Source organism: Streptomyces sp. NPDC093225 (genome assembly GCF_044753805.1).
In the GTDB taxonomy this organism is placed as follows: Bacteria; Actinomycetota; Actinomycetes; order Streptomycetales; family Streptomycetaceae; genus Streptomyces.
Map to the genome: position 1 here is coordinate 17051 of NZ_JBIVNX010000055.1, position 21258 is coordinate 38308.

Sequence of the window (21258 nt, forward strand, 5' to 3'; positions counted from 1 at the left end):
GTCGGGGACCGTCGGTCGGCTATGCGCGGGTGGCCCCGAGGTAGTCGCCTGTGGGCATCGCGTCGGTGAGGGCTGTCACCTCGATGTTGCGGCCGGTGCGGGGGGCGTGGAGGACGTGGCCGTCGCCGGCGTAGAGGCCGACGTGGTAGATGCCGCCGCCGGGGTGGGCCCAGAACAGCAGGTCGCCGGGGTGTAGCTGGCTGCGGGCGATGGGGTGGTGGGAGGTGGCCGCGTACTGGGCGGCGGCGGTGCGGGGGAGGTGGGTGGTTGGCCAGTACGCGTACTGGACCAGGGAGGAGCAGTCGAAGCCCTCGGTGGTGGAGGCGGTGCATCGGCCGCGCAGGTATCCGTTGTGGCCGTCGCAGAAGCCGCGGCTGGGGCCGCGGGGCCCTCCGCCGCCCCACGCGTAGGGGGTGCCGACCCGGGCCGCCGCGCGTCGCAGTGCCTCGGCGCCGGCTCCGCGGCCCGTGACGGACAGGGTGGCGGGGCCTTCAAAGGCGTCGATGGAGTCCATGATCGCCTTGACGTAGCGGTAGGTCTCGCCTCCCGCGAACTCCTTCGGGGGCACGCCCCGGTAGCGGGCGACGGCACCCCAGCCGGCGTTGTAGCCGGCGAGGGCGAGTCGGCGGACGTCGTCGCGGTAGCCCGAGGCCTTGGCGTCGCCCAGGAGGGAGCACATGTACCGGCCCTGAGCCATGACCGCGTCGGCGACGTCGAACGGGTCGGCTCCGTGCTTGCCGTCGGCGTCGCGCCCCCAGGTCAGCCATGTGGCGTGCACGAACTGGGCCGGGCCCTTGGCGGCGGCCGGGCTGACTGTGTCCCGGCCCGTGCGGAAGCCGGACTCCTGGAAGAGCTGAGCGGCCATCAGGGCGGGGGTCAGCTCGGGGTGGTCGCACTCGTCGACGGCCCGGCGAATCCAAGGCTCGAACTCCGGCGGCACGCCCCGCATGCCGCCGCCCTCGCCGCCCACGGCATCGGCACCCGCGGCCGTCAGCAGCCCGGCGACGACGATCAGAGCGACCACCGGCAGCGCGAGCACGCCCAGGAGGCAGCCGGTCGCGGCCTTCATCGTCTCCCCCTTACTGCTCGGACCCGTCACCTGGACGAGTGATCGCGCAGCAGCCGACAGCACCTGCGTGCCTGATCACGGGCCCGTCCGTTGACCTGGTGTCAGCTGTGCGCACCAGTGACGCTACTCTCTGTAGCTCATTGGATACAAAGGGCAATCAGGTGAGCGCAAATGCGCGGGGAGAGGGGGCGATGACCGTCACCGAGATCGTGCCGCCCGCGATGGACCGCCCCGAGGAACCCGGCCTGCGGTACGCGCTCATCCTGACCGCCGGCTGGAGCATCGCCAAAGGCCTCGTGCAGCCCATGCTCGCCGACCAGGACGAAGACAGCGCCCGCTTCCTGGCACCCGGTGAGGCGCTGCCGATGGGCGTCACTCCGGTCGTCATCGCCGACACCACCGTCAGCAACGCCGTCTGCGTCGAACACCTGCTGCGCGAGTCCTGGTCGGTGCACCTGCCGCGCCCCTGGCTGGTCCTGGTCGCCGACGCCCCGGCCCCGCCGCCGGTCGCGGCCCGGTACCGCATCCGGGCCCTGGGCGCGCGGGTGATCGGGACGGCCTACGTGCCGTACCTGCCGGTCCTGCGCACGGTCGAGACCGCCGGCGAGGCCATGGAGCACAAGGACGTCCGGGCTGCGGCCCGCAAGCTGCGCAGTGCTTTGGAAGGGAACTAGCCGATGGACATGATCACGCTTGCTGTCGCCCTTGCTGGCAAGGGCGACAAGGGCGACCCCGGAGGCCTGCTGCCCGGTGCCAAGCCGACGCCGATCCCGGGTCTTGGCCCCGTCCTCATCGAACTGATCGGCTACGGCCTCTACATGCTCGTCCTGGCAGGCGGGAGCGCCACCGGCTACGGCATCTACAAGCTCGCCTGGGCGGACAAGGGCCGCCAGGGCAACGGCGCGGAGCCCTTCAAATGGATCGGTGCGGGGATCTTGGCCGTCCTGATGGCGGGCATCCTCATCCCCATGATCAACGGGATCGCGGCGTGAGGCACGCCGGCCAGCTCACCAAATACATGATGCCGACGGCCCTAGCACTGGTCGCCGCCGTCTTAGCCCTGACCGGCTACGCCATACTTCACGGCGACGGCGACGGCGACGGCTCCACGCCCGACGCCGGCAGGGCCGGCGCCTCTGCGGCGGCATCAGCCTCACCGTCAGCCAGGTATGCGCCCCCGGCGGACTGGACCGAACCCGCCCGCTGGGCCGCCCTGCCCCGCGGGGCGCGCACCGACGAGCGGGACATGGAGGTCGGCTTCCCGCACACCACGCTCGGGGCCGTCGCGATGATGGCGGCCTCCAACTCCACCAGCCTCCAGGGCGCGTACGACAACCAGCAGGCCCAGCTCAAGATCTTCGACAGTTACCTGATCGCGGCCGACCAGAGCGATCAGAACCGGGAGGTGGTCGAGCTCGCGGGCATCGACGCCGACAAGCAGGTCCGCCGCACCCTCGGACTCCCTGCCGGCAGCGACCTCCCGCCGGGCGCGTACGTGCGTACCCGCGTGGTCGGCTTCAAGATCATCAGGGAGTCGGTGGACGAGGTCGGTGTCTGGCTGCTCTCCCGCGTCACGATGAAGGCCTCCGAGACGCAGAAGGAGATCGGCTCCTATATGCGCTCCGTCGTCGCCGCCCAGTGGGCCGACGACGATTGGAAGACCTCCCTTGCCGCCTACAGTCGGGCGGTGGCCGCCAGCGAACCTCGGCCCGAGATCGCCGCCCCGGGTGATCCCGCGTTCAACTCCGCCGCCTGGAGTGCGATCCGGGAGGCCTCGTGAGGCGCCTGGCCGCCCTGCTGCTGGTCCTCACCGCGCTGCTCGGGGTCGGCCTGGCCGCGCCCGCCGCTGCCGACGGCCCAGTCGGCGAGTCGGTGGACGTCTCCTGCCGGGTCGCCAGCAGTAGCAGCTCGCTGGGCGCCATGGCTCGCCTGGCCGCCACCCTCTTCAAGGGCCGGGAGGCCTGCGACGTGGTCGGCGACAAGACCGAGGAGAAGGTCGAGGAGTACTGGACCGGTGTCTGGGACTCCGTGATCGGCGACGTCCTGAAGTCCGCGACCGACGTCGCCAAGTGGATCCTGCGCACCGTGCTGACCCTGTCTCTGATGGGCCCAAGTCTCGACCTCGCCAAGACCGGCCTCTTCGAGAAAGACGCCACCTTGGCGGGGATGCTTGTGTGGCTGGGCTGGGTCATCGCCGCGTTCGGCGCCATGTGGCAGATCGGCAAGGCCGCCGTCACCGGCCAGGGCAAGTACTGGGGTCAACTGCTGTCCGGCTACGCCCAGAACATGGTGCTCAGCGTCATCGGCCTGACGATGGTGGCGGCTCTGCTGCGGGCCGGTGACCTGTTGACCGAGGGCATGGTCAAGGCCGTCTTCGACAAGGACGGCGCCTTCGAGCGCATCATCGCGGTGATGGTCCCCGCGGCTGTCGCCAACCCCGTCCTTGTCGGCGGCCTGTGCCTGGCGCTGCTGCTGATCGGCTTCGTCCAGATGGTCATGATCTTCCTGCGCCAGTGTGCGATCCCGATCCAGTGCCTTCTGCTGCCGATCGCCGGAGCGGGCCTGATGGGCGGATCGGTGACCCGCAAGTGGCTGCCGAACCTCGTGACCAGCACGCTCACGATCATCGCCTACAAGCCGCTCGTCGGCCTGATCATCTGCATCGGCTTCTCCGAGGTCGGCCGCGGCCATGGCCTGGTGCCATGGCTGCGCGGCTGCGCCACCCTCGCCCTCGCGATCCTCGCCCCCGGCCCCCTGATGAAGATCTTCGCGCCGCTTGGGGCGGCGGCCGGAGGCGGCATGGCCGCTGGAGGTATGGCCGCGGCCGCGAGCGCAGCCAGCTCCTACCTCGGCGCCCGCACCGGCAACAGCGGCGGGGACGACCCCGACCCGGACCCCAGCGGCGGCGGTCGCGGCGGGGACCGGGGCACCGACCCGGTCCAGCAGGCCCAGTACATCGAGCAGTCCATGGGCCCACAAGGCGGCGACGGGCAGGACGCCCTCGCCCAGGCCTCCCGCAACGAGGGCGACGCGGCGATCCCCGCGCAGGGCGCCGGCCCCGACGCCACAGCCGGCCTGGGCGGCACCGCCACCGAGACCAGCGCAGCCACCGGTGCGGCCGCGACCGGGGGATCCACCGCGGCAACGGGCGGCGCCGCACTCGCCCTGAAGGTCTACGACGGCGTTAACGACGCCATCCAGGGCGCCTCCGCGACCATCGGGGACGGGGGTAACCGATGACTACCCATGGTGTGCCCGACGGCCTGCGCATCGAGGGCTTCCGCACCCGCCGGACGTTCGGCCTGGGCAACCTCTCGACGTCCGCGACAATGCTGGCCGCCGGCTTCCTCGCCGTCGAGGCCCTGCTCAGCACCATGCAGCCGCTGACCCTGCTGGTCACCCTCCCCATCACGCTCACCGTGATCGGCCTGGCCGCGGCCCGCCGCCACGGCATGTCCGCCCTGGCCTACTACCGGGCGGCCCTGGCCTGGAAGCTGGCCACCAGGGCGGAGGCCACGAACTACCGACGCGTCCTGCTGCCCCACCCCTACGCCCTCGACCTGCCCGGCGTCGCGGCCTCCACCACCCTGATTGCCGCGCACGACCCCACCAGCGGTCGCCAGGTCGGTGTCGTCCACGACCGGACCACCGGCCACATGACCGTCTCCACCCTCCTGGCCCCCGGTGGCAGCCTCATGGCCCCCACCAGCAGTGTCCGCGGCAACCTGCGAACCTGGTCCTCCGTCCTGGACGCGATGAGCACCGAGGAACAGATCCGCGGCGCCTCGGTGACCATCCAGATCACCCCCGGCGCGGGCGAGGCCCTCAGCGACGACATCAACGCCCGCCGCGTCCCCGACGCCCCCGCCCTCGCGGCCGCCGTCGTCGACGAACTCGTACGCACCGCACCGCGGGCCACCGCCTCGGTCGCCTCCTGGATGAGCGTCACCGTCGACCCCTGCGCGACCGTCACTCCACCGACCGACCTTCCCGGGAAGGTCGCCGAGACCTTCCGCGTCGTCGACGGCCTGGACCTGTCCGGCACCGGCACCGACATCGTCCGCCGCGCCACCGACGTCGACCTGCGCCGCCTGGTCCGCTCCGCCTACGACCCCAGCACTTTCAACGCACGGGATGAGGACTTCGCCGACCTCTCCTGGAGCGACTGCGGCCCGGTCGCCGTCGACGACCTCTTCGAGGAGTACGCCCACGACGGAGCCGTCTCCCTCTCCTACGTCCTGCGCGAGATGCCCAAGCGCCCCATCGCCTACTCCGTGCTGCTCCCCCTCCTCAGCCCCGGGAAGTTCCCCCGCCGGATCACCCTCACCTACCGAGTCCTGTCCCCGCACGAGGGCGAAGCCGTCCTCGAGCGCGAGATCAGCGCGGCCGCCAACCGCGCGGACGCCACCGCCCAGGTCAAAGGCCGGGCGAAGTGGTCACAGAAGGCGGACTACGCCCGCGCGGAGAAGGCCGCCGCCCAAGCCGCCGGCGGCGCGCAGGTCGTGGACTGGACCCTCATGGTCACCGTCACCGCCCTGCGCGCCACCGACCTGCCCGCCGCCCGCCAAGAGCTGGACCGCGCGGTCAAAGCCACCAGGTCCCTGCGCATGCGGCCCGCATACGGCGCACAGGCCGCCATCTTCGCCGCCGGCCTGCCCGTCGGCTACAACCCCCTGATCAGGTAACCGACATGGCCAAGACCCCCCAGCTCCAAAGCCCACGCCACACCACCACACCACCGCGCCCCGACGGCCAAGCCCTGGCCGAGAAGGCCGAGCGGCAGCGGCGACGACGCCTGTACGCGCCCCGGACCGGCTGGGGCGGACGCTTCGGCGGCCGCGCCCCGGTGGAGGACACCGGCACCATCTACACCGGCCCCTCCACCCAGGCCGCCGGCGTCTACCCCTTCCTCCTGGGCGCTGGCCTGCCACCGCGCGGGGTGCCTGTCGGCCGGGACGTGCTGACCGGGGAGCTGGTGTGCATCGACCCCGCCGACTGGGTGGGCAAGCTCACCACCAACAGCGGGGTGTGGGTCATGTCCCAGCCGGGCGCCGGGAAATCAGCCCTGGTCAAACGCATCCTGCTCTTCTACTCAGCGTTCGGCTTCATGCCGGTTGTCCCCGGCGACGTCAAAGGCGAGTACAGCGCCCTCATCCAGGGCCTGGGCGGCAGCGTCATCCGCATCGGCGACGGCTCCGGCCGCCTCAACCCCCTCGACAGCGGCCCCCTGAAGAAGCGCGTCTGGTCGCTGCCGGCGAGCGAGCGCGCCGTTCTCCTCGACGTCCTCAACAGCCGGCGCCTGGAAACGCTCGGCGCACTGCTGGCCACCAAGCACGGGCTGGGCCGGACCGCCGACGAGGTCCAGCGCTCCGCCCTGACCTGCGCGGTGCAGCTGGCCGCCGACGCCGTACCTGGCGACGACCCGATTGTTCCCGACGTGATCACCGTCCTGCGCCAGGCCCCGGAGCCCCTGCGGAACCGGCTCGCCGCCGAGGGCGGCGCGTACGCCGATCTGACCCGCTCGGTGATCGCCGGCCTCGACAACTTGGTCTCCGGTCCGCTCAAGGGTTTGTTCGACGGACCCACCACGCATCCGCTCGACATCGCGGCCCCGGCGGTGTCCGTGGACATCTCGGCCCTGCGCGCACGCGGCCAAGACGTCCTGTCCGCCGGGATGATCGCCACCTGGGCGTACACCTACTCCTCCATCGACGCCGCCCGCTCCACGGGGTTGATGCAGCGCCGCCTCGTCCTGCCCATGGACGAGATGTGGCGGGCCCTGAGGAGCGGGCCGGGCCTGGTGGACTCCATGGACTCCATCACCCGCCTCTCCCGCGGCGACGGCGACATCTCGATCCTCGTCACCCACAGCCTCCTGGACACCGAAGCCCTTCCCACCGAGGAAGACCGGGCCAAGGCGAGGGGCTTGATGGACCGCTGCGACACCTGGATCATCGGCGCCTCCACCGAGGAAGAGCTCGTGCGCGTCACCGGCAAGAGGCAGCTCACCGAGCAGGAACGCATGATGATCACCTCGTGGTCGTCGGCCACCTCCACCGGCCTCGACACCGGCGACGCCGTCCACCCCGGACGCGGCAAGTACATGATCAAGATCGGCACCCGGCCGGGCATCGCGGCCGCCTCGGAGCTGACCGCCACCGAAGCACGGCTCTACCACACCGATCCGAAGGCATGTGAGCGCTGATGATGACGGACTCCGACCGCAACTGGCTGGCCGGCGGCGTGGTCGCGGGCGGCGCGATCACCCTGGCCGCGGCCACCTGGACCGGCGCGGCCCTCGGCTCGCTGGTCGCCGGTGAAACCGTCGACCCGCTCTCCCCGCTGACCGTGCTGCACATGGTCAGGAACTGGACATCGGTTTGGGCCTCGCCGATCGCCTCAGGCATCGGCGCCTTCCTCTTCGACCTGGCCGCCATCGTCCTGGTCATCTGGGGCCTCCGCGTCGCGCTGCGCTGGTTCTACAACCCCCTGGGCCTGGCCACCCTCCACCAGGTCCGCGACCTCACCCCCAAGCCCGCGGCCATCACAGCCTCCCGACTCCGCCGCTCCCTCAAGGGCCTCGACCCCAAGCAGATCGAACCCCGCGATCGGGGCATCCTCCTCGGCGACCACATGACCAGCGGTGTCGAACTCCGAGGGTCCGACGAGGATACGTTTGTCGCGATCATGGCCCCCCGAGCCGGCAAGAGCACCGCGCTCGCCATCCCCATCACGATGGAAGCCCCCGGCGCCCTGCTGCTCACCTCCAACAAGGCCGACGTCTACGCCGCGACCTACTCCGACCGCCGACGTGCCGGAACCACCTGGGTGTTCGACACACAAGGTGTCGCCCAGACCGAACGGTCCATGTGGTGGGACATGCTCGCCGAAGGCGAGACGCTGGAGCGCGCCGAGCGTCTGGCCTCGCACTTCACCAACCAGATCAGCAGCGACAGCGCCGACCCCTTCTGGTCCCAGTCCGCCAACGACCTCTTGGTCGGCTTATTCCGCGCGGCCTGGCACGACGGCGCGAGCATCAAGGACATCATGCGCTGGGTAGCCGACCCGCAGGAGAAGGCCCCCTTGCGCATCCTCCACCAGCACGAGCCGGTCCTGGCCGAGCAGGTGGAAGGCAGCATCGCCATCGCGGAGGAGACCCAGAGCGGCATCTTCCAGAACGCCCGGACGGCGCTCAGCGGACTCCGTGACGAAGCCGTGCTGGCCTGGGTGATGCCCGACAAGCACCGCGACCGCTTCGACCCGGAGGAGTTCTCCCTCACCCGCGACACCCTCTACCTGCTCAGCAAGAAGGGCGGCCCCGCTTCCGCAGTCGTCGCCGCACTCGCCGACACCGTCTTCACCTCAGCCTCCGAGACCGGCGAGCGGCACGGCGGCCGGCTACCCGAGCCGATGCGCGCGGTCCTGGACGAGGCCGCGAACATCTGCCGGATCAAGGACCTGCCCGACCTCTTCAGCCACCTCGGCTCCCGCGGCATCAACCCCTACGTCATCCTCCAGTCCTACCGCCAAGGCGTGGCCGCTTGGGGCGAGGTCGGCATGGACGCCCTGTGGGGCGCGGCCACCAAGAAGGTCATCGGCGCCGGCGTGGACGACCCACGTTTCGTCTCCGACATCGCGACCCTCATCGGCCAGCACACCGTCCAGCGCGGCAGCTACTCCAAGAGCCGCGACGGCGGTTCGCAGTCCTGGAGCGAGCAGCGCGAGCAGATCCTCGAAGCCGCCGACGTCCGCGCGATGCCCAAGGGCTCGGCGCTGCTGCTGTCCACTGGCATGCCCATCGCCCAGATCCGGCTCCGCCCCTGGTACCTGGAGGAGAGCATGAAGCATCTCGGGCCCGAGAAGGACTACGAGGAGCTCGCCATCACCAAGCGCGCCGTCGCCGCCCACGAGGCGCGAAAGGCAGCGCGCAGTGGCCGATAGCCTCCTGTCGGGCAGCCTCGCCGAAGACGTCGAGGATCTCAAAGCGCAGATCCGAGCCCTGGCCGCCCAGGTCAAGTCACTCACGCAGCCCGCCGGCCCAGCCGCCGCAGAGACCCAGACCGAGCACCCGGGGCCGGACGAGCCCAATGACGAGCAGTGGCAGTTCCCGCCGTTCATCCTGCTCCTGGACTCACCCGAGTACGAGGGCGAGCTGCGCGCCCTCGTCGAGTGGGTCGAGGGCGTACTCGTCCCCGGCTACCTGGCCGAGGCTTCCGCCGACGCCCGATGGTGCCACCGGTGGAGCGACCACCCCGTCGCCATCGCCCGGCTCCACGCCCTCTGGCTGTCCTGGCAGGAGCTCACCGACCCTGCCACCTGCGGGTACACAGGTCCCGGCGTGTGGCACCGCGACCACTACGACCCCTGCATCCGCGAGCTCCGCGCCTCAACCGGCCCCTTCCAAGGCTGCACCAAGGGAGAACACCAGGTGGCCCACCGGATGCCGTCCCTGGTCCCCAGCGCATGGGCCGTGCCCGCAGACCGCGCGTGAGCCCCGAGGAACCGTGTAGTTCCCCCGGGGCTCACCGACCCGAGTAGGTCCTCTCCGGCGGATCTTCGCGGAGCCCGCTGCTGTGGTGATGGAAAGGGAGCGGAGCGTGCCACTGCACTATCTCAGAAAGTAGTCCGGAATGGGCGGTCTGTGAGCAAGGCCTGATGAACCGCGCCGCGTGGCGCATAATGTCACACATGAGCTCGTCGACCTTCGCAAGCAATCAGGACCTAACGGACTTCCTTCAGAGGTGGTATGGCGCCCCGCGATTGAAGGAGGTGGAATTGAGTGTATCTCCTGCAATCCCCAGGGCGCTTGTGTGGTGGCATGAAATTTCCGCCCGTTGGGGCGGCGTTATTACATCGCACAATTACGCCATTCCGCTTGCCGAACTCCACATCGAAGACGGAGTGGTTCCATTCTGGGTTGAAAATCAGGGAACTTGGATCTGGGCGTTCGACCCGAACGATTCTAACTTTGCGGTCTACGAGAGAGAACCCTCTGCCGAGACATCCGCCTGGGAGCCGACTGGCGAGGGGCTCCACGATTTCCTTCATCACGCCACGATCTTGGAGGCAGTTCTTGGTGCCCCCGTTACGAAGGTTGCGCACGGCGTAGAGTTGACTGATCTGTGGCCTGAGGGTGAGGTTCAAGAACTTCCATTTCCGGCCTGGAAATGGCCAGGACCAGACTCCCGGATCCTGTCTGGTGGGGAATGGCTAGCCCTAGTTCATTCCACTGATAGCGCGCAAGGTGGCTACGATGTCACTCTTGCAGCGAACTCGCTTGACGACGTTTCGTGGGCGGACGAAATTTCAGGCATTAGTTGGCGGACGTACGCCTCTGTGCAAGATCAGGCAGAGGACTTGTCTCTCCCCTGGTAGTCAACCAAAACGAATCGGCAGCCGATTCTTAGAATCGGCTGCCGATATCGACGTTTCCCTAGTCAGGCAATCCTGTGTACTTCTCTGTCTTGTTTGGGGAAATGACCCAGAGTGGTACTCCCTCGGGGAGCATGTCGGGAAGGGTTCTGGAGCACGTTGGGCATGCCCCTGTGGGGTAATCGATGTAGAGCACGGCCTTGCGAATCCCTGGATTCATGCGCAGGAATGCGGATGTGTGGGTTTCCACGTGGGTGTAGTTAGCCTTGGTGCGCCCCGGGAGGTAGCTGAGGAGCTCCGATTGACCGCCTGGCCCGCTGATCATTGGAAGCTGATCGTTTCCAACGTCAAGGATTCCCGCCGTGCGTCGCTCGTAGTCCTTAGGTAGCTGTCCGATGAAGGGGCCGCATCGGTTGTGCACGAGCACTGGAGTCCGGCCTGCGAGCACATAGTAAGTGTGCAGGTCGAATACAGTGAAATTGTACGTTTTGACGTGAGCAGCATAAGCGGAATTTCCTGTGATGGCTACCGTCTTGCCGTCTGCGGTGCGGAGCGTCATGCCTGCACGGAGTGCCCCAGCAGCTACCCAGCGTCCCTCAGATGGCGACCAGAAGGGATGCTCCCGCGTTGCGGTTAGGGATTTGCTGCCGTCTGGGGTTGAGATGGACAGTCGATTGAGGTGACGCTCTCCCTCTGAGCGTATCAGCTCGGTAACCTTGCGGGAGCCGGATTTTCCGGTCTCTGGGTCCGTAGCGTGCACCCTCTCGCCGACCTTTATGTCTTCAATGGCTTTCGTTGTTCCATCCGCCATTAGGACACGTGTGCCAGCGAGAAAGCATTGTTTGCCGACGATGGCCGAGGCGAACGTCTTTCCCTCTATAACCTCCGGTGCGAGCGGCCCAAGTGGAAGGCCCGCTACTGATCCACCGAATCCCTCTCCTTGTTCCCATGCAAGCGAATTTGTTTGGTATCCCCTCTGGGAGAATTCACGACGCATGGCGTCGCCAGCGCATTCCACCTCCCCCGCAAGCTTGAACAGGTTGCAGGCGAAGGTGACTGCTTCGACGGCTCCTGTGAGAGCAGCAGCTCCAAAGTCCGCCCAGTCGCCATCTGGCTGATTCGTCTCCACCTTGTGGCATCGAGGCCGGGCTCCAGAGCACTTGAGCACTGTGTGGGTGGAGCCGCCGCCTCCGCCTCCTCCGCCTCCTCCTCCTCCTCCTCCTCCTCCTCCTCCGCCTCCGCCGCCTCCTCCTCCGCCTCCGCCGCCTCCGCCACCGCCTCCGCCGGTGGCGCAGTTGCCGTCGTTTAGGTTTCCGGTGCAGTCGTTGCGGTGGCCGCCGTTGGCTGTGCAGTCCGAGTAGTTGTTGCAGTTGTCGACCCAGAGGCCGGTCGGGTCGCTGTCGGTGGTGGGGTTGTTGTTTGCGTAGTTGTAGCCGTTGAGGGATTGGGGCTGCTCGAGATCCAAGACCGGGTCAACGCTGATGAACTGGCCGAGCCTGGTGTCGTACTCGCGGGCGCCGATGTGGGTCAGGCCGGTGGTGGCGTCGATGTCGCCGCCTACGAAGCCCTTCTGGCTAGGCCAGTAGACCGGTGTGCCGCCGCGTTGACCTCCGTAGGGGAGTTGTTTGCGTCGGTTGACGGCGAGGTTGGATGCGGTGACCGACAGGGTGTTGGTGCCGTGGTGGTCGGCTATCAGGAAGCTGACGTAGCCGTCTGTCGCGCGGATTGCTGTGCCGCCGGGGACGCTGTAGTAGCGGTTGCCGGCGAGTGTGTCGGTTGTCTTGGTCAGGGTGAGTTCTTGGCCGCCGGGCAGGTACAGGGTTGTCTTCGTGGGCTCGCGCTTGAGGAGACGGGTGCCGTCCACGTCGTAGAGGAATGACGTGGTGGAGCTGGACATGGTGGAGGTGGCGAGCTTGCCTTCCTCGTTCCAGGTCAGCGTCTGGGTGGCGCCGACTGCCGGGTTCCTCGTCTCGAGGTTGCCGGTCTTGTCGTAGGTGTAGGTGTCGGTGCCGGTCGTGCCGCCGCTGGCGGTCACGCTGCGGACACCGTGGGCCTGGGCGGCGTTCGCCGTGGTCGGGTAGGTGTAGGTGCGGGTGGTGTCAGCGGTGACGGGCCCGGCCTTGTGCTGGGTTTCCGTGGCTCGCTGGCCGGTGTCGGTGAAGGTCCAGCTGGTCCAGTACGGGTCGACGGTGCCGAGGATGTCGGTGCCGGCGCCGGTGGTGGGCTTGGTCGAGCAGCTGCCGGCCGTCGTCCAGGCGTCGGTCATCCGGCGCGCCCAGTCGTAGTCGAAGCACTGGTCGTCCTCGACCGTCGCGTCGTTCTGGAGCTCCTTGATGCGGGTGACGTTGCCCGCATCGTCGTAGGTGTATCGGAGGTCTGACAGTTTGGATGGGCCAGACGCGTTCGTTGCTGTCTCGCGCTCCACAAGCGTGCTGGCAACGCGCCGAGTGGAAGCGTCGTAGATGAGCGTCTCGAAGACGCGCTTGTCCATGTTGCCGAGCTCGGCCTGCGCGAGCTCTCCGAATTCTGTGTACTTCGCGCCGTGCAGGTAGACCTGACCGAGGTCGCCGTCAACGCCGCGCAGCGTGTCCTGGGCCTCGTAGTAGTTGGTGACCGTCTCTGCCGGCAAGGCCGTGGCGGCGTTGGCATTGCCGGTCGTGTACTTGAGTGTTTTCGGCAGACCGTTCACGTCAGTGGCAGTGGTCGCCACCGTGTATGTGCCGGCCAGCTGCTCCTCACCCGTCACGGACGGGACGGTGACCTTGGTTCCGGTCGCCCTACCTGCTGCGTCGTAGCCGGTCACCGCCGTGGTGTACGCGGCGGTGCCGTCGTAGCGGGTGGAGGTGGCCGGTAGGCCCTTTCCGCTGGTGACGGTGTCGTACGTCCACTGGGCGAGTTTGGTGCCGGTGACTGTGTCCTTGCGGAGGCTGGTCTTGCGGCCGAGTTCGTCGTAGGTGGTGGCCAGGGTGATGCCGCGTGCGTCCGTGACCGTCTGGATGCGGCCGTCGGTGCCGTAGATGGTGCTGGCCAGTCCCTTGTCCGGGTCCTTCGCGGTGAGCTGCCGGCCTCGGAGGTCGTAGGTGTAGGCCCAGGTGTTGCGGCTGGAGTTGTCGCTGACGCGGGCCAGGCGGCCGGCGGTGTCGTATTGGTAGGTGTGCTTCTCGTACTGGGTGGCCGCTGCGCCGATGACGGGGTTGCGGTCCTTGTAGTCGCGCCGTTCGATGACCCGGCCACGGGGGTCGGTGACGGCGAGTGTGGCGGTTGCGCCGTCCGGGGGGACGACCGCGGACCAGTCGGCGCCGTAGGTGTTGGTGGTCGACCACTTCGGCACGTTCAGCGACAGCAGCGTGCTGACCGTCGTGCGGTCGCGGTTGTCGTAGGCCGTCGTCGTGGCGCTGGGGATCAGGTTGTCGGTTGCGACGAACGGCGTCGTCGAAACTGCACTGCTGTTGTGATAAGGGGCGTTGGCCCGTGCGACGCGGCCGTGGTCGTCGTAGAACGTGTCCGTGAGGACCCGGCCGACTCCGATGGCGTCCGTTTGCGTCTGCCGCTGGCGCAGCAGCGAGTCGTAGAGGGTGACGGACGTGCCGGTCGTGCCGTCCTCGTACAGCTTTTCGGTGGTCACCGCGGACTGGCTGGTGGACGACAGCTTGTAGCTGATGGCGACATTGGGCTTGTCGGTTGTCGCGCGGCCCTTGGCCCATCCGCTGGTGAGGCGGCCGAGCGAGTCGTAGGCCGAGGTGGTGGACCGGCCGTTGGCATCGGTGACCTTGAGGGCGAGTCCGCGCAGTCCGTCGAATGTGGTCGTGGCGGTGTAGCCCTTGGGGTCAGTGACCTTGACTGACGTCGGCTGGGCGCCCGTGACCGGGGTGTAGTCCGTCGTGGTCGTCTTGCCGTCCTGGCCGGTGATGGTCAGAGCGCGGCCGTACTGGTCGAAGGTCGACTGTGCGGCGGTCTCCCAAGCCAGAAGGCCCGAGCCGTCGAGACCGGAGGCAGCCTCCGCCTTGGTGACGTTGGCCAGGCCGGCCTTGGGGGCTACGCCGTACGCCTGTCCGTCGTAGTAGGTACGGGTGGCTCCGGTGACCTCAGCGTTGGGTGAGGACTCCGAGCACGGGGAGTGGCTGGTCGTGACCACCTTGGAGGGGTAGGCGATCAGCCAGTTTGTGGTGTCCGGGGTGACGTACGAGGTCTTGGTGCACTTGGCTTCGACCTTGCCGCCGACGCCGTCGTCGCCCTCCGTCAGCTGGAGGCCGTAGGCGGCGTCGTAGGTGCGGGTCGTGGTGTTGCGCCGCCACGTGGTGCCGTCGTCCAGCAGGGTGTCGCTGAAGGTCGTCGTCGTGCCGGACAGGTGCGCCGTCTTGTCAGGGAGAACCGGAGCTGGCTTGCTAGGGGCGTCGGGGTCCGTGATGCCCTTGACCGGCTGCGTGGCCGTCTCTGCAGACTCCCACGGGAGGTTCGTAGTCTTGAGGACGTACGGGCCGGAAGTGCCTTCGTAGGTGCGGGTCTGCGCGGTTCGGCCCGCGAAGTCCGGCCGGTCTGGGACGCCGAAGACTTCCGGGACGACTCGGGTGGTGCCGTCGGCGAGCTTGTCGCCGGCCATGCCGGTGAAGTAGGTGGCGCCGGTTTTGGTCTGGTTGGTGGTGCCGATGTAGGTGTTGACGGCGCTGTAGCCCTGCCACCTGTTCCATGTGCGGTGCTTGTCGAGGGTGAACTCGCCATCGTCGCGGCGCCAGTTCGGCGTCGAGTAGGTGTACTTGGTCGTCTTGGACGGCGATCCGGTGCCGCCGGTGGTGTCGTCCTCGGTCACCTGGGTGACCACGTACTTGTGGAACCAGTCCTTCTCCGGATCCGTGGCCCCGTCGCGCGTCCACCACGACGGGTAGCACCGCTTGGTGTTCTTGTCAGCCGTGGGGAGGGCGGAGGTAGTGCACTCGGTGGGGCTGTAGGTGACCAGCGTCTGGCCACCGGTCTCGTTCGTGATCTTGGTGATGCGGTACTTGTTCAGTGGCGGCTTGCCGTCCGCGGCGTCGACGCGGTTGGGCATGGGGGTGCCCTCGAACGTCGTGGCGGGAAGGGTCAGGTCGCCCAGGCCGCCCGCTCGTCCGGTGCGCTGGATGGAGTTGAGCCAGAGCGCGCGCCTGGCGTTCGCGGTGTCCCCTGTGGCAGGCCACGACTGGGTCAGGGTCCAGCTGTCGACGGACGTGAGGGTGGTGCCGACGAGGGAGTACGTGTAGATGGTCTTCAGGCGCCGAGTGGACCAGAAGCTCGGCGCGGCCATGGTGCACTGGGTGCCGCTGGTGCACAGGAGGTCGACGGGAACGTCCGGGCCCCAGTCGGCCTTGTGCGCCTCGTCGAGGGTGCAGTCCTCCGCGTCGCAGCGGTCGACCAGGCCGAACGTGACGCGGCCGGCCGGGTTGGCCGTGTCGTAGATGTGCCCGTCTCGCAGGCCGTAGTCGATCTGCGTCAGGACGCTGTCGCGCGTGTAGGCCGCCGGGCTGTCGAGCTTCTTGTTCTTGGCGTAGTAGCCGACGTACTTGGTGTAGTAGTAGGCCATCGCGTTGCCGTGCGGGTCCACGACGTAGTCGAGGTTCCAGCGCCAGCCCTGCTGCTCGTCGGAGGAGGCAAAGGTGCTCGCGTGGCCGGGCTCGCCGTCGTGGTTGCCGAAGACGGGGACGGTGTTGACGGACTTCGTCTCACGCTTGCCGGTGGTCCAGCCGGGCAGGCGGTTCTTGCCGAAGAAGTACTGGGTACCATCGGTCGTGGTGACCTTCCAGTACTCGAAGTCCTCGTCTCCGGATCCGTTGTCTGCGGAGTCGTAGAGCCGCTCGACGTGGGAGCCGTCGTCACCGGAGAGCTTCCAGAGCTTCTTGCCCGCGTCCCAGACCAACTCGTTGCTGGAGCCGTTGAGCGACAGGGTGGCGTTCTCCGACTTCCAGCAGAGGTCGCCGACCTTCTCGGTGTTGTTGGCACCGTCCTGCTTGTCGTTCTCGCAGGCGGCGTACGTCCGCTCGACGAAGCCGGGCGAGTAGTCCCAGCCCTCACCGATCCAGGAGGCCTGGTTGTTGGTCGACGCCGTGCGGCCGTCGATCGCGGAGGAGCTGTACGACAGGTTGATCTTCGGAGCCAGACCACCCGGTGCTGCTGGGACGCCGATCGGGATGTTCCAGCCGAAGCTTCCGGAGTTCCCGCCGGCCGACCACGAGCCGCTCGGCGCCAGCGAGGTCGCCTTGAAGGAACCCTCGTCTCCGGACGTGCCGGCCTCGGCGGACAGGAGCGCCGTCCCGCCGGTCTGCGCCACGAACGGGGAGGCTGCTTGTCCCTTGGCGGGCGCCGCGGCCATCGGCAGGGCAACTGTCGCTGTGAGCGTGCCGGACTTGCTGTCGTTGTGCGTGTCGAGTGGGGTGCGCTCCTGGCACTCGGGCTTGTCCGGGGTGGTGAGCGCACAGGGAGGAAGGCTCATCAGCCGAAGGCGGGACGACCAGCCGCCACCATATGCATCGCGGAAGGCCTTGTAGTCGAGCTCCACGCGCGCCGTGCCGGGCGCGGCGGAGCCATCCGCACGCTGCACCGAAAGCAGTACGCCCTTAACGCCCGCCTTCACCGTGGCGCGCCGGTCGGCCACGCTCACGCGCACCTTGCCCGGCGGGGTCACGCCCCTACGCTGCCCCCTGCCATCGATCGAGGCTACCTTCACCGGCAGTCCCTCAGCTGGAGAGAGAGCGCCGGCCTCCTGCGCTGCTCCCTTGATCCAGCCGGCTGGATGTGACAGGAGGACCTCACGGCTGGCGGCCGCAGGCCAGTGCACTGCTGAGGGCTTCCACTTCGTCCGGGCCGCGGAAGCAGAAGGCGCCTTGGGCTTCCTCGGTGCGAGGTCGTGCCCGTCGACGGACTTCATCTTCTCCACGGCGCGCGGCTTGAACGCGGCCGCGGGGCCGGCCCAAGCGGGTCCGGACAGCAGTGAGACGGTCAGAGCCGTCGCGGTGACGCTGACGACGGACGCACGCATTCGCCGCCGTCTCTCACCGATCCACCCCCGCCCCCTGAATTGCTCGCGGAAAAATGGACGGCCGGTATGCATACCCCACCCCAAATTGAAAAACAGATAACTAGCCTCCGCATCCAACATGTTTGCCACCTTTAGGGCAAGAGTGATCTTGACAACACTCTGACCTGCAGGTTCTTGCTCTGTGATGCATCGTCATGAACCGCAACGATAGATCATCTACAGGTCTCAATCGGACCTTTCGGAGATACTCCACCCGCTGAATGGCTCGCTTCGCAATTCGCTGATCCCTTGCGTAATGTGCTACCGCTCCAGCAATTTACGCATTGAGAAAGCGCCGCGCATGAGACAGACCACCTCTCGCGGTAGCCGCTCCAGACGTCCCCTGGCGATACTCCTCGCCCTGGCGTTCCCTGCGGCTGCCCTCACCACCTTCAGCCCTGCTGCGGCGGCCGACACGACGACCGAGTCCACGGCCGAAGCGGAACAGCAGGTCACCTCGGCGTCCGAAGCAGAGGCGTTCACCCTGGCCGCCAAGGCCGGACACCGCATCGAGATCGTTGACCGCCGCGAGGAATACGCGGAGACCTTCGCCAACCCCGACGGCTCTATGACGCGTCGTCAGTACGCTGACCCGGTCTGGACGCGCGCCGACCTCACCTGGCGCAGGACGGATCCGCAGGTCGAACGCCGCGAAGACGGCACCCTCGGTCCCAAGGCCGCCACCTTCGGCATCTCCTTCTCCACCGGCGGCACCGCCCCCCTGGTCACCATGAAGCGCGATGGCAAGAGCCTGGCGCTGACCTGGCCGGCCCCGCTGCCGGAGCCGGTGGTGGAGGGTAACACCGCGCTCTACAAGTCCGTGCTGCCGGACGTGGACCTGAAGCTGACCGCGGACGTCGACGGCTTCGCCGAGCACCTCATCGTCAAGACCCCGCAGGCTGCCGCCAACCCCGCGCTCAAGACCATCAAACTGGGGATCGAGTCTCACGGCGTGACCCTCGACGACACGCCTGGGGACGTCCTGCTGGCCAAGGACGCGCAAGGGAACGTCGTCTTCAAGGCCCCGCAGCCCAAGATGTGGGAGCAGCCCCCCGCTGCGGCGGACGCACCGAACCCGTCCCCAGCCACGACCGACAACAAGGCCGTGGGCGGGGCGACGCCGGCCAGAAGTACGCAGTCCACCCTGAGCAACGCGGCCATGCCGGTGGCCGACGCCCCCGAGACCGAAGGCGGCGCCTCGAAGGCTGAGAGTGCCCCCGTCGCCGCGGACGTCACGGGATCCACCCTCACCCTGACCCCGGATGCGGGCCTGCTGGCATCCGCGGACCAGTTCCCCCTGGTCATCGACCCGGTCTTCACCGGCGGTGGCACCGATGGGTGGTACGTCGTCTACTCCGACACCCCGAACGACGCCTACCCCAACGGCATCGGTTGGCACTCCGACAACCCTGCCGACGAGCCGCGGGTCGGCTACAACGGCTCCGGCGACACCAGCTCCTTCTTCGCCATGGACACCACGGGGCTGTACGGGGCAACCATCACCGACGTCACGTTCGCCGTCGAGTTGACCCACACCTGGGGCTGCGACGCCTCGGCGGCCGGCCCCACCGAGCTGTGGAGCGCCAAGAAGCTCGACCCCATGCCCACCTGGAACAACCAGGACAACTACTGGGGCTCCAAACTCGACGCCGACTCCTTCGCCGACTTCAACAAGTACTTCTGCCCCGACACCCCTGGCCACGACTTCAAGTCCGCGGCACTGACCGCATACGTCCAGGAAGCAGCTGACAAGGGCTGGGACCCCCTCGTCCTGGGCATGCGCACCCCCCTCTCGTACCGGGGTAACGTCAACAGCTACAAGCGGTTCCGCAACCACCCGGCCCTTGAGATCACCTACAACTTCAAACCCGAGGTCCTCGACGCTGATGCCTTCGAGGGAACGTGGACTCCCGGCGGCGACGGCAACAAGTTGGTGCCGTGCGGTGGTTCCATCGGAAACAGTGGCCTCGCCATGACCGCCCGGCTCCGCGACCGGGACGGAGGCACGGTCACATCCGAGTTTGTCGTCACCGACTCCAGCGGGAAGGCCGTCCCAGTCAGCTACGGCAGTAAGACAGTGGCGAGTGGCCAGACCGCTACTGCCACAGTCCATGCCCAGGACCTGGTCAACGGCACCTACAAGTGGAAGGTTCGTGCCACTGACGGAGAGGGTCCGGCCAGCGCCTACACGTCCGACTGTTCTTTCACTGTCGACAGGATCGGCCCCAAGTACGGCGTCGACGTGTGGACAGAGGCTGGCGACCCCATTCCGGATGGCGCCAGGTTCCAGGCGCGCACCCCGGTCCGGCTCAAGCTGCACAACCAGGCCGGCGACCTCGCGGGGTTCTGCTGGGCCATGGACCACTCGATCTCCGTGTCGAGCACTCGTTGCTCCAACGGTAACTGGGTCCCAGTCGGTTCCAGCGGCTACACGGCCACCATCGACGTAATGCCGGTCGGCTATCCGAACAGCATCCTCTACGTGCTTGCCTACGACCAAGCGGGCAACCACTCACCGACCGACGGCGCCGCAGACACCACCATCCTCAGTACGACGAAGGCTGAGGTCGTCTACGAACCCGGGGAAACCCCAAACACGGCGAACTACAAGCATGACCGGCTTGGGGACCTCGACGGCGATGGCTACGGCGACGCTCTCGCCACCGACACCAGCGGGCGCCTGCGCCTCTATGGCGGCGACGGCACCGGCAAGGTCGCCCCTGCCGTCTTCGTTGGCACCGCAGGCTGGAGCGGCGCTCTCATCGCTCATGGTGGTGACTTCACCAACCTGACCGATCCCGGCCTCTCCGTCGACGGCTACGAAGACGTCATCGCGCGCCTGAGTGACAACAACATCTACCTGTATCCCGGCAACGGTCGGGGCGAGCCTCGCTACTCGACGCGCCGCGTACTCAACCCGCCCTCAAGCTCTGGAAACGTTGGCGGTTGGAAGAGCGTTCGGCAGATGATCCTTCCTGGTGACATCGACGAGCGCGCCGACAGCGGATACGCCAAGGGAAACGATCTGGTGACGGTCCAGTGCACTGACGACGCGTGCACCGACGGCGACCTCTACCTGTATCCCGGCAAGACGCGCGCGGACTTCACCCCCAACCAGACGGCTCCCTTCGACCTGGGGGATGGCGCAAGGCGCATCGGCAACGGGTCTAGATGGCTGACCCGCACGATCCTCGCAGTCGGCGACCAGAACGGCGATGGGATCAAGGACATCCTCGCGCGGGATGAGATCGACCACGACCTCATCCTCTTCCCTGGTGAGAAGAGCCCCAGCGGCGTCTGGAGCATCGACTTCGACGCCAAGACGGTCTACGGCAACGGTGGCTGGCACGCGGCCAGCAGGCCTCTGCTGACCTCCGCCGGCAACATTCAGGGGACGGTCAAGGCCTTTACCGAAACCGTCGCTGGCGTCCCCACTCCATACAAGCGGTTCGTCCCTACCCCGGGCGAGTCGGCAGGTGACCTGTGGGCCACGACGTCCGCTGACCCCGACGCTGTTGTGCCCTACGTCAAGAGCGATGGAAGTACAGCCAGCACCACCTGTCCCACCGGCTGCCTTCTCTTCTACCCCGGTGGCACGACCACCCACCGATCTCCACAGCTGGTCGGGACCGGCTCCTGGAGCACGGCCATCACCGGCCTGTTCTAAGCCACTCGCCCAATAATCTCGCGTCACAATGCCCCCGGCCCACTGGCCGGGGGCATCCGAGTAGGAGTCTCCCCCTTGCGTACGCCCCTTCGATACACCGCTGCA

General features: G+C 67.8%; 12 protein-coding genes. 10 read left to right on the forward strand and 2 right to left on the reverse strand.

Annotated elements, in window-relative coordinates; all coding sequences use genetic code 11:
• Window positions 1-19 precede the first annotated feature (19 nt).
• On the reverse strand, window positions 20-1069 hold the full coding sequence (locus tag ACIQCH_RS32790; protein WP_402586979.1) for an NlpC/P60 family protein: 1050 nt from the start codon (window positions 1067-1069) through the stop codon (window positions 20-22).
• 191 nt (window positions 1070-1260) lie between these two features.
• Here ACIQCH_RS32790 and ACIQCH_RS32795 point away from each other — a divergent pair, with 191 nt between their 5' ends.
• The 9 genes from ACIQCH_RS32795 (at window position 1261) to ACIQCH_RS32835 (ending at window position 10444) form a co-directional block, all read left to right on the forward strand.
• Complete coding sequence (locus ACIQCH_RS32795) at window positions 1261-1743, forward strand: hypothetical protein (protein ID WP_402586981.1); 483 nt, start codon at window positions 1261-1263, stop codon at window positions 1741-1743.
• Window positions 1744-1752: 9 nt separating this feature from the next.
• Window positions 1753-2061, forward strand: a complete 309-nt coding sequence (locus tag ACIQCH_RS32800; RefSeq protein WP_402586982.1) for a hypothetical protein — start codon at window positions 1753-1755, stop codon at window positions 2059-2061.
• Window positions 2058-2849 carry a hypothetical protein gene (locus ACIQCH_RS32805; RefSeq protein ID WP_402586984.1) on the forward strand — a complete coding sequence of 264 codons (792 nt, stop codon included), beginning with the start codon at window positions 2058-2060 and terminating at the stop codon, window positions 2847-2849. The genes ACIQCH_RS32800 and ACIQCH_RS32805 overlap by 4 nt, the downstream gene beginning before the upstream one ends.
• Window positions 2846-4309, forward strand: coding sequence for a hypothetical protein (locus tag ACIQCH_RS32810; RefSeq protein WP_402586986.1), 1464 nt, complete (start codon window positions 2846-2848; stop codon window positions 4307-4309). Before ACIQCH_RS32805 ends, ACIQCH_RS32810 begins: the two co-directional genes overlap by 4 nt.
• Complete coding sequence (locus ACIQCH_RS32815; protein ID WP_402586988.1) at window positions 4306-5754, forward strand: SCO6880 family protein; 1449 nt, start codon at window positions 4306-4308, stop codon at window positions 5752-5754. Before ACIQCH_RS32810 ends, ACIQCH_RS32815 begins: the two co-directional genes overlap by 4 nt.
• Before the next feature lie 5 nt (window positions 5755-5759).
• A complete protein-coding gene (locus ACIQCH_RS32820; protein ID WP_402586990.1) occupies window positions 5760-7274 on the forward strand; it encodes an ATP-binding protein in 1515 nt (504 codons plus the stop codon).
• Window positions 7274-9010, forward strand: a complete 1737-nt coding sequence (locus ACIQCH_RS32825) for a type IV secretory system conjugative DNA transfer family protein (RefSeq protein WP_402586992.1) — start codon at window positions 7274-7276, stop codon at window positions 9008-9010. The genes ACIQCH_RS32820 and ACIQCH_RS32825 overlap by 1 nt, the downstream gene beginning before the upstream one ends.
• Window positions 9000-9560, forward strand: coding sequence for a DUF4913 domain-containing protein (locus ACIQCH_RS32830; protein WP_402586993.1), 561 nt, complete (start codon window positions 9000-9002; stop codon window positions 9558-9560). Before ACIQCH_RS32825 ends, ACIQCH_RS32830 begins: the two co-directional genes overlap by 11 nt.
• Window positions 9561-9757: 197 nt before the next feature.
• On the forward strand, window positions 9758-10444 hold the full coding sequence (locus ACIQCH_RS32835) for a hypothetical protein (RefSeq protein ID WP_402586995.1): 687 nt from the start codon (window positions 9758-9760) through the stop codon (window positions 10442-10444).
• Window positions 10445-10502: 58 nt separating this feature from the next.
• Here the strand turns inward: ACIQCH_RS32835 and ACIQCH_RS32840 are convergent, their stop codons facing one another.
• Window positions 10503-17567 (reverse strand): polymorphic toxin-type HINT domain-containing protein, encoded by a 7065-nt coding sequence (locus ACIQCH_RS32840; RefSeq protein ID WP_402586997.1) that lies wholly within the window; start codon window positions 17565-17567, stop codon window positions 10503-10505.
• 220 nt (window positions 17568-17787) lie between these two features.
• Between ACIQCH_RS32840 and ACIQCH_RS32845 the strand changes: the two genes are divergently transcribed.
• The gene (locus ACIQCH_RS32845) at window positions 17788-21153 is read left to right on the forward strand and encodes a hypothetical protein (protein WP_402586999.1); all 3366 of its coding nucleotides are present in this window, start codon (window positions 17788-17790) and stop codon (window positions 21151-21153) included.
• Window positions 21154-21258: the final 105 nt, after the last annotated feature.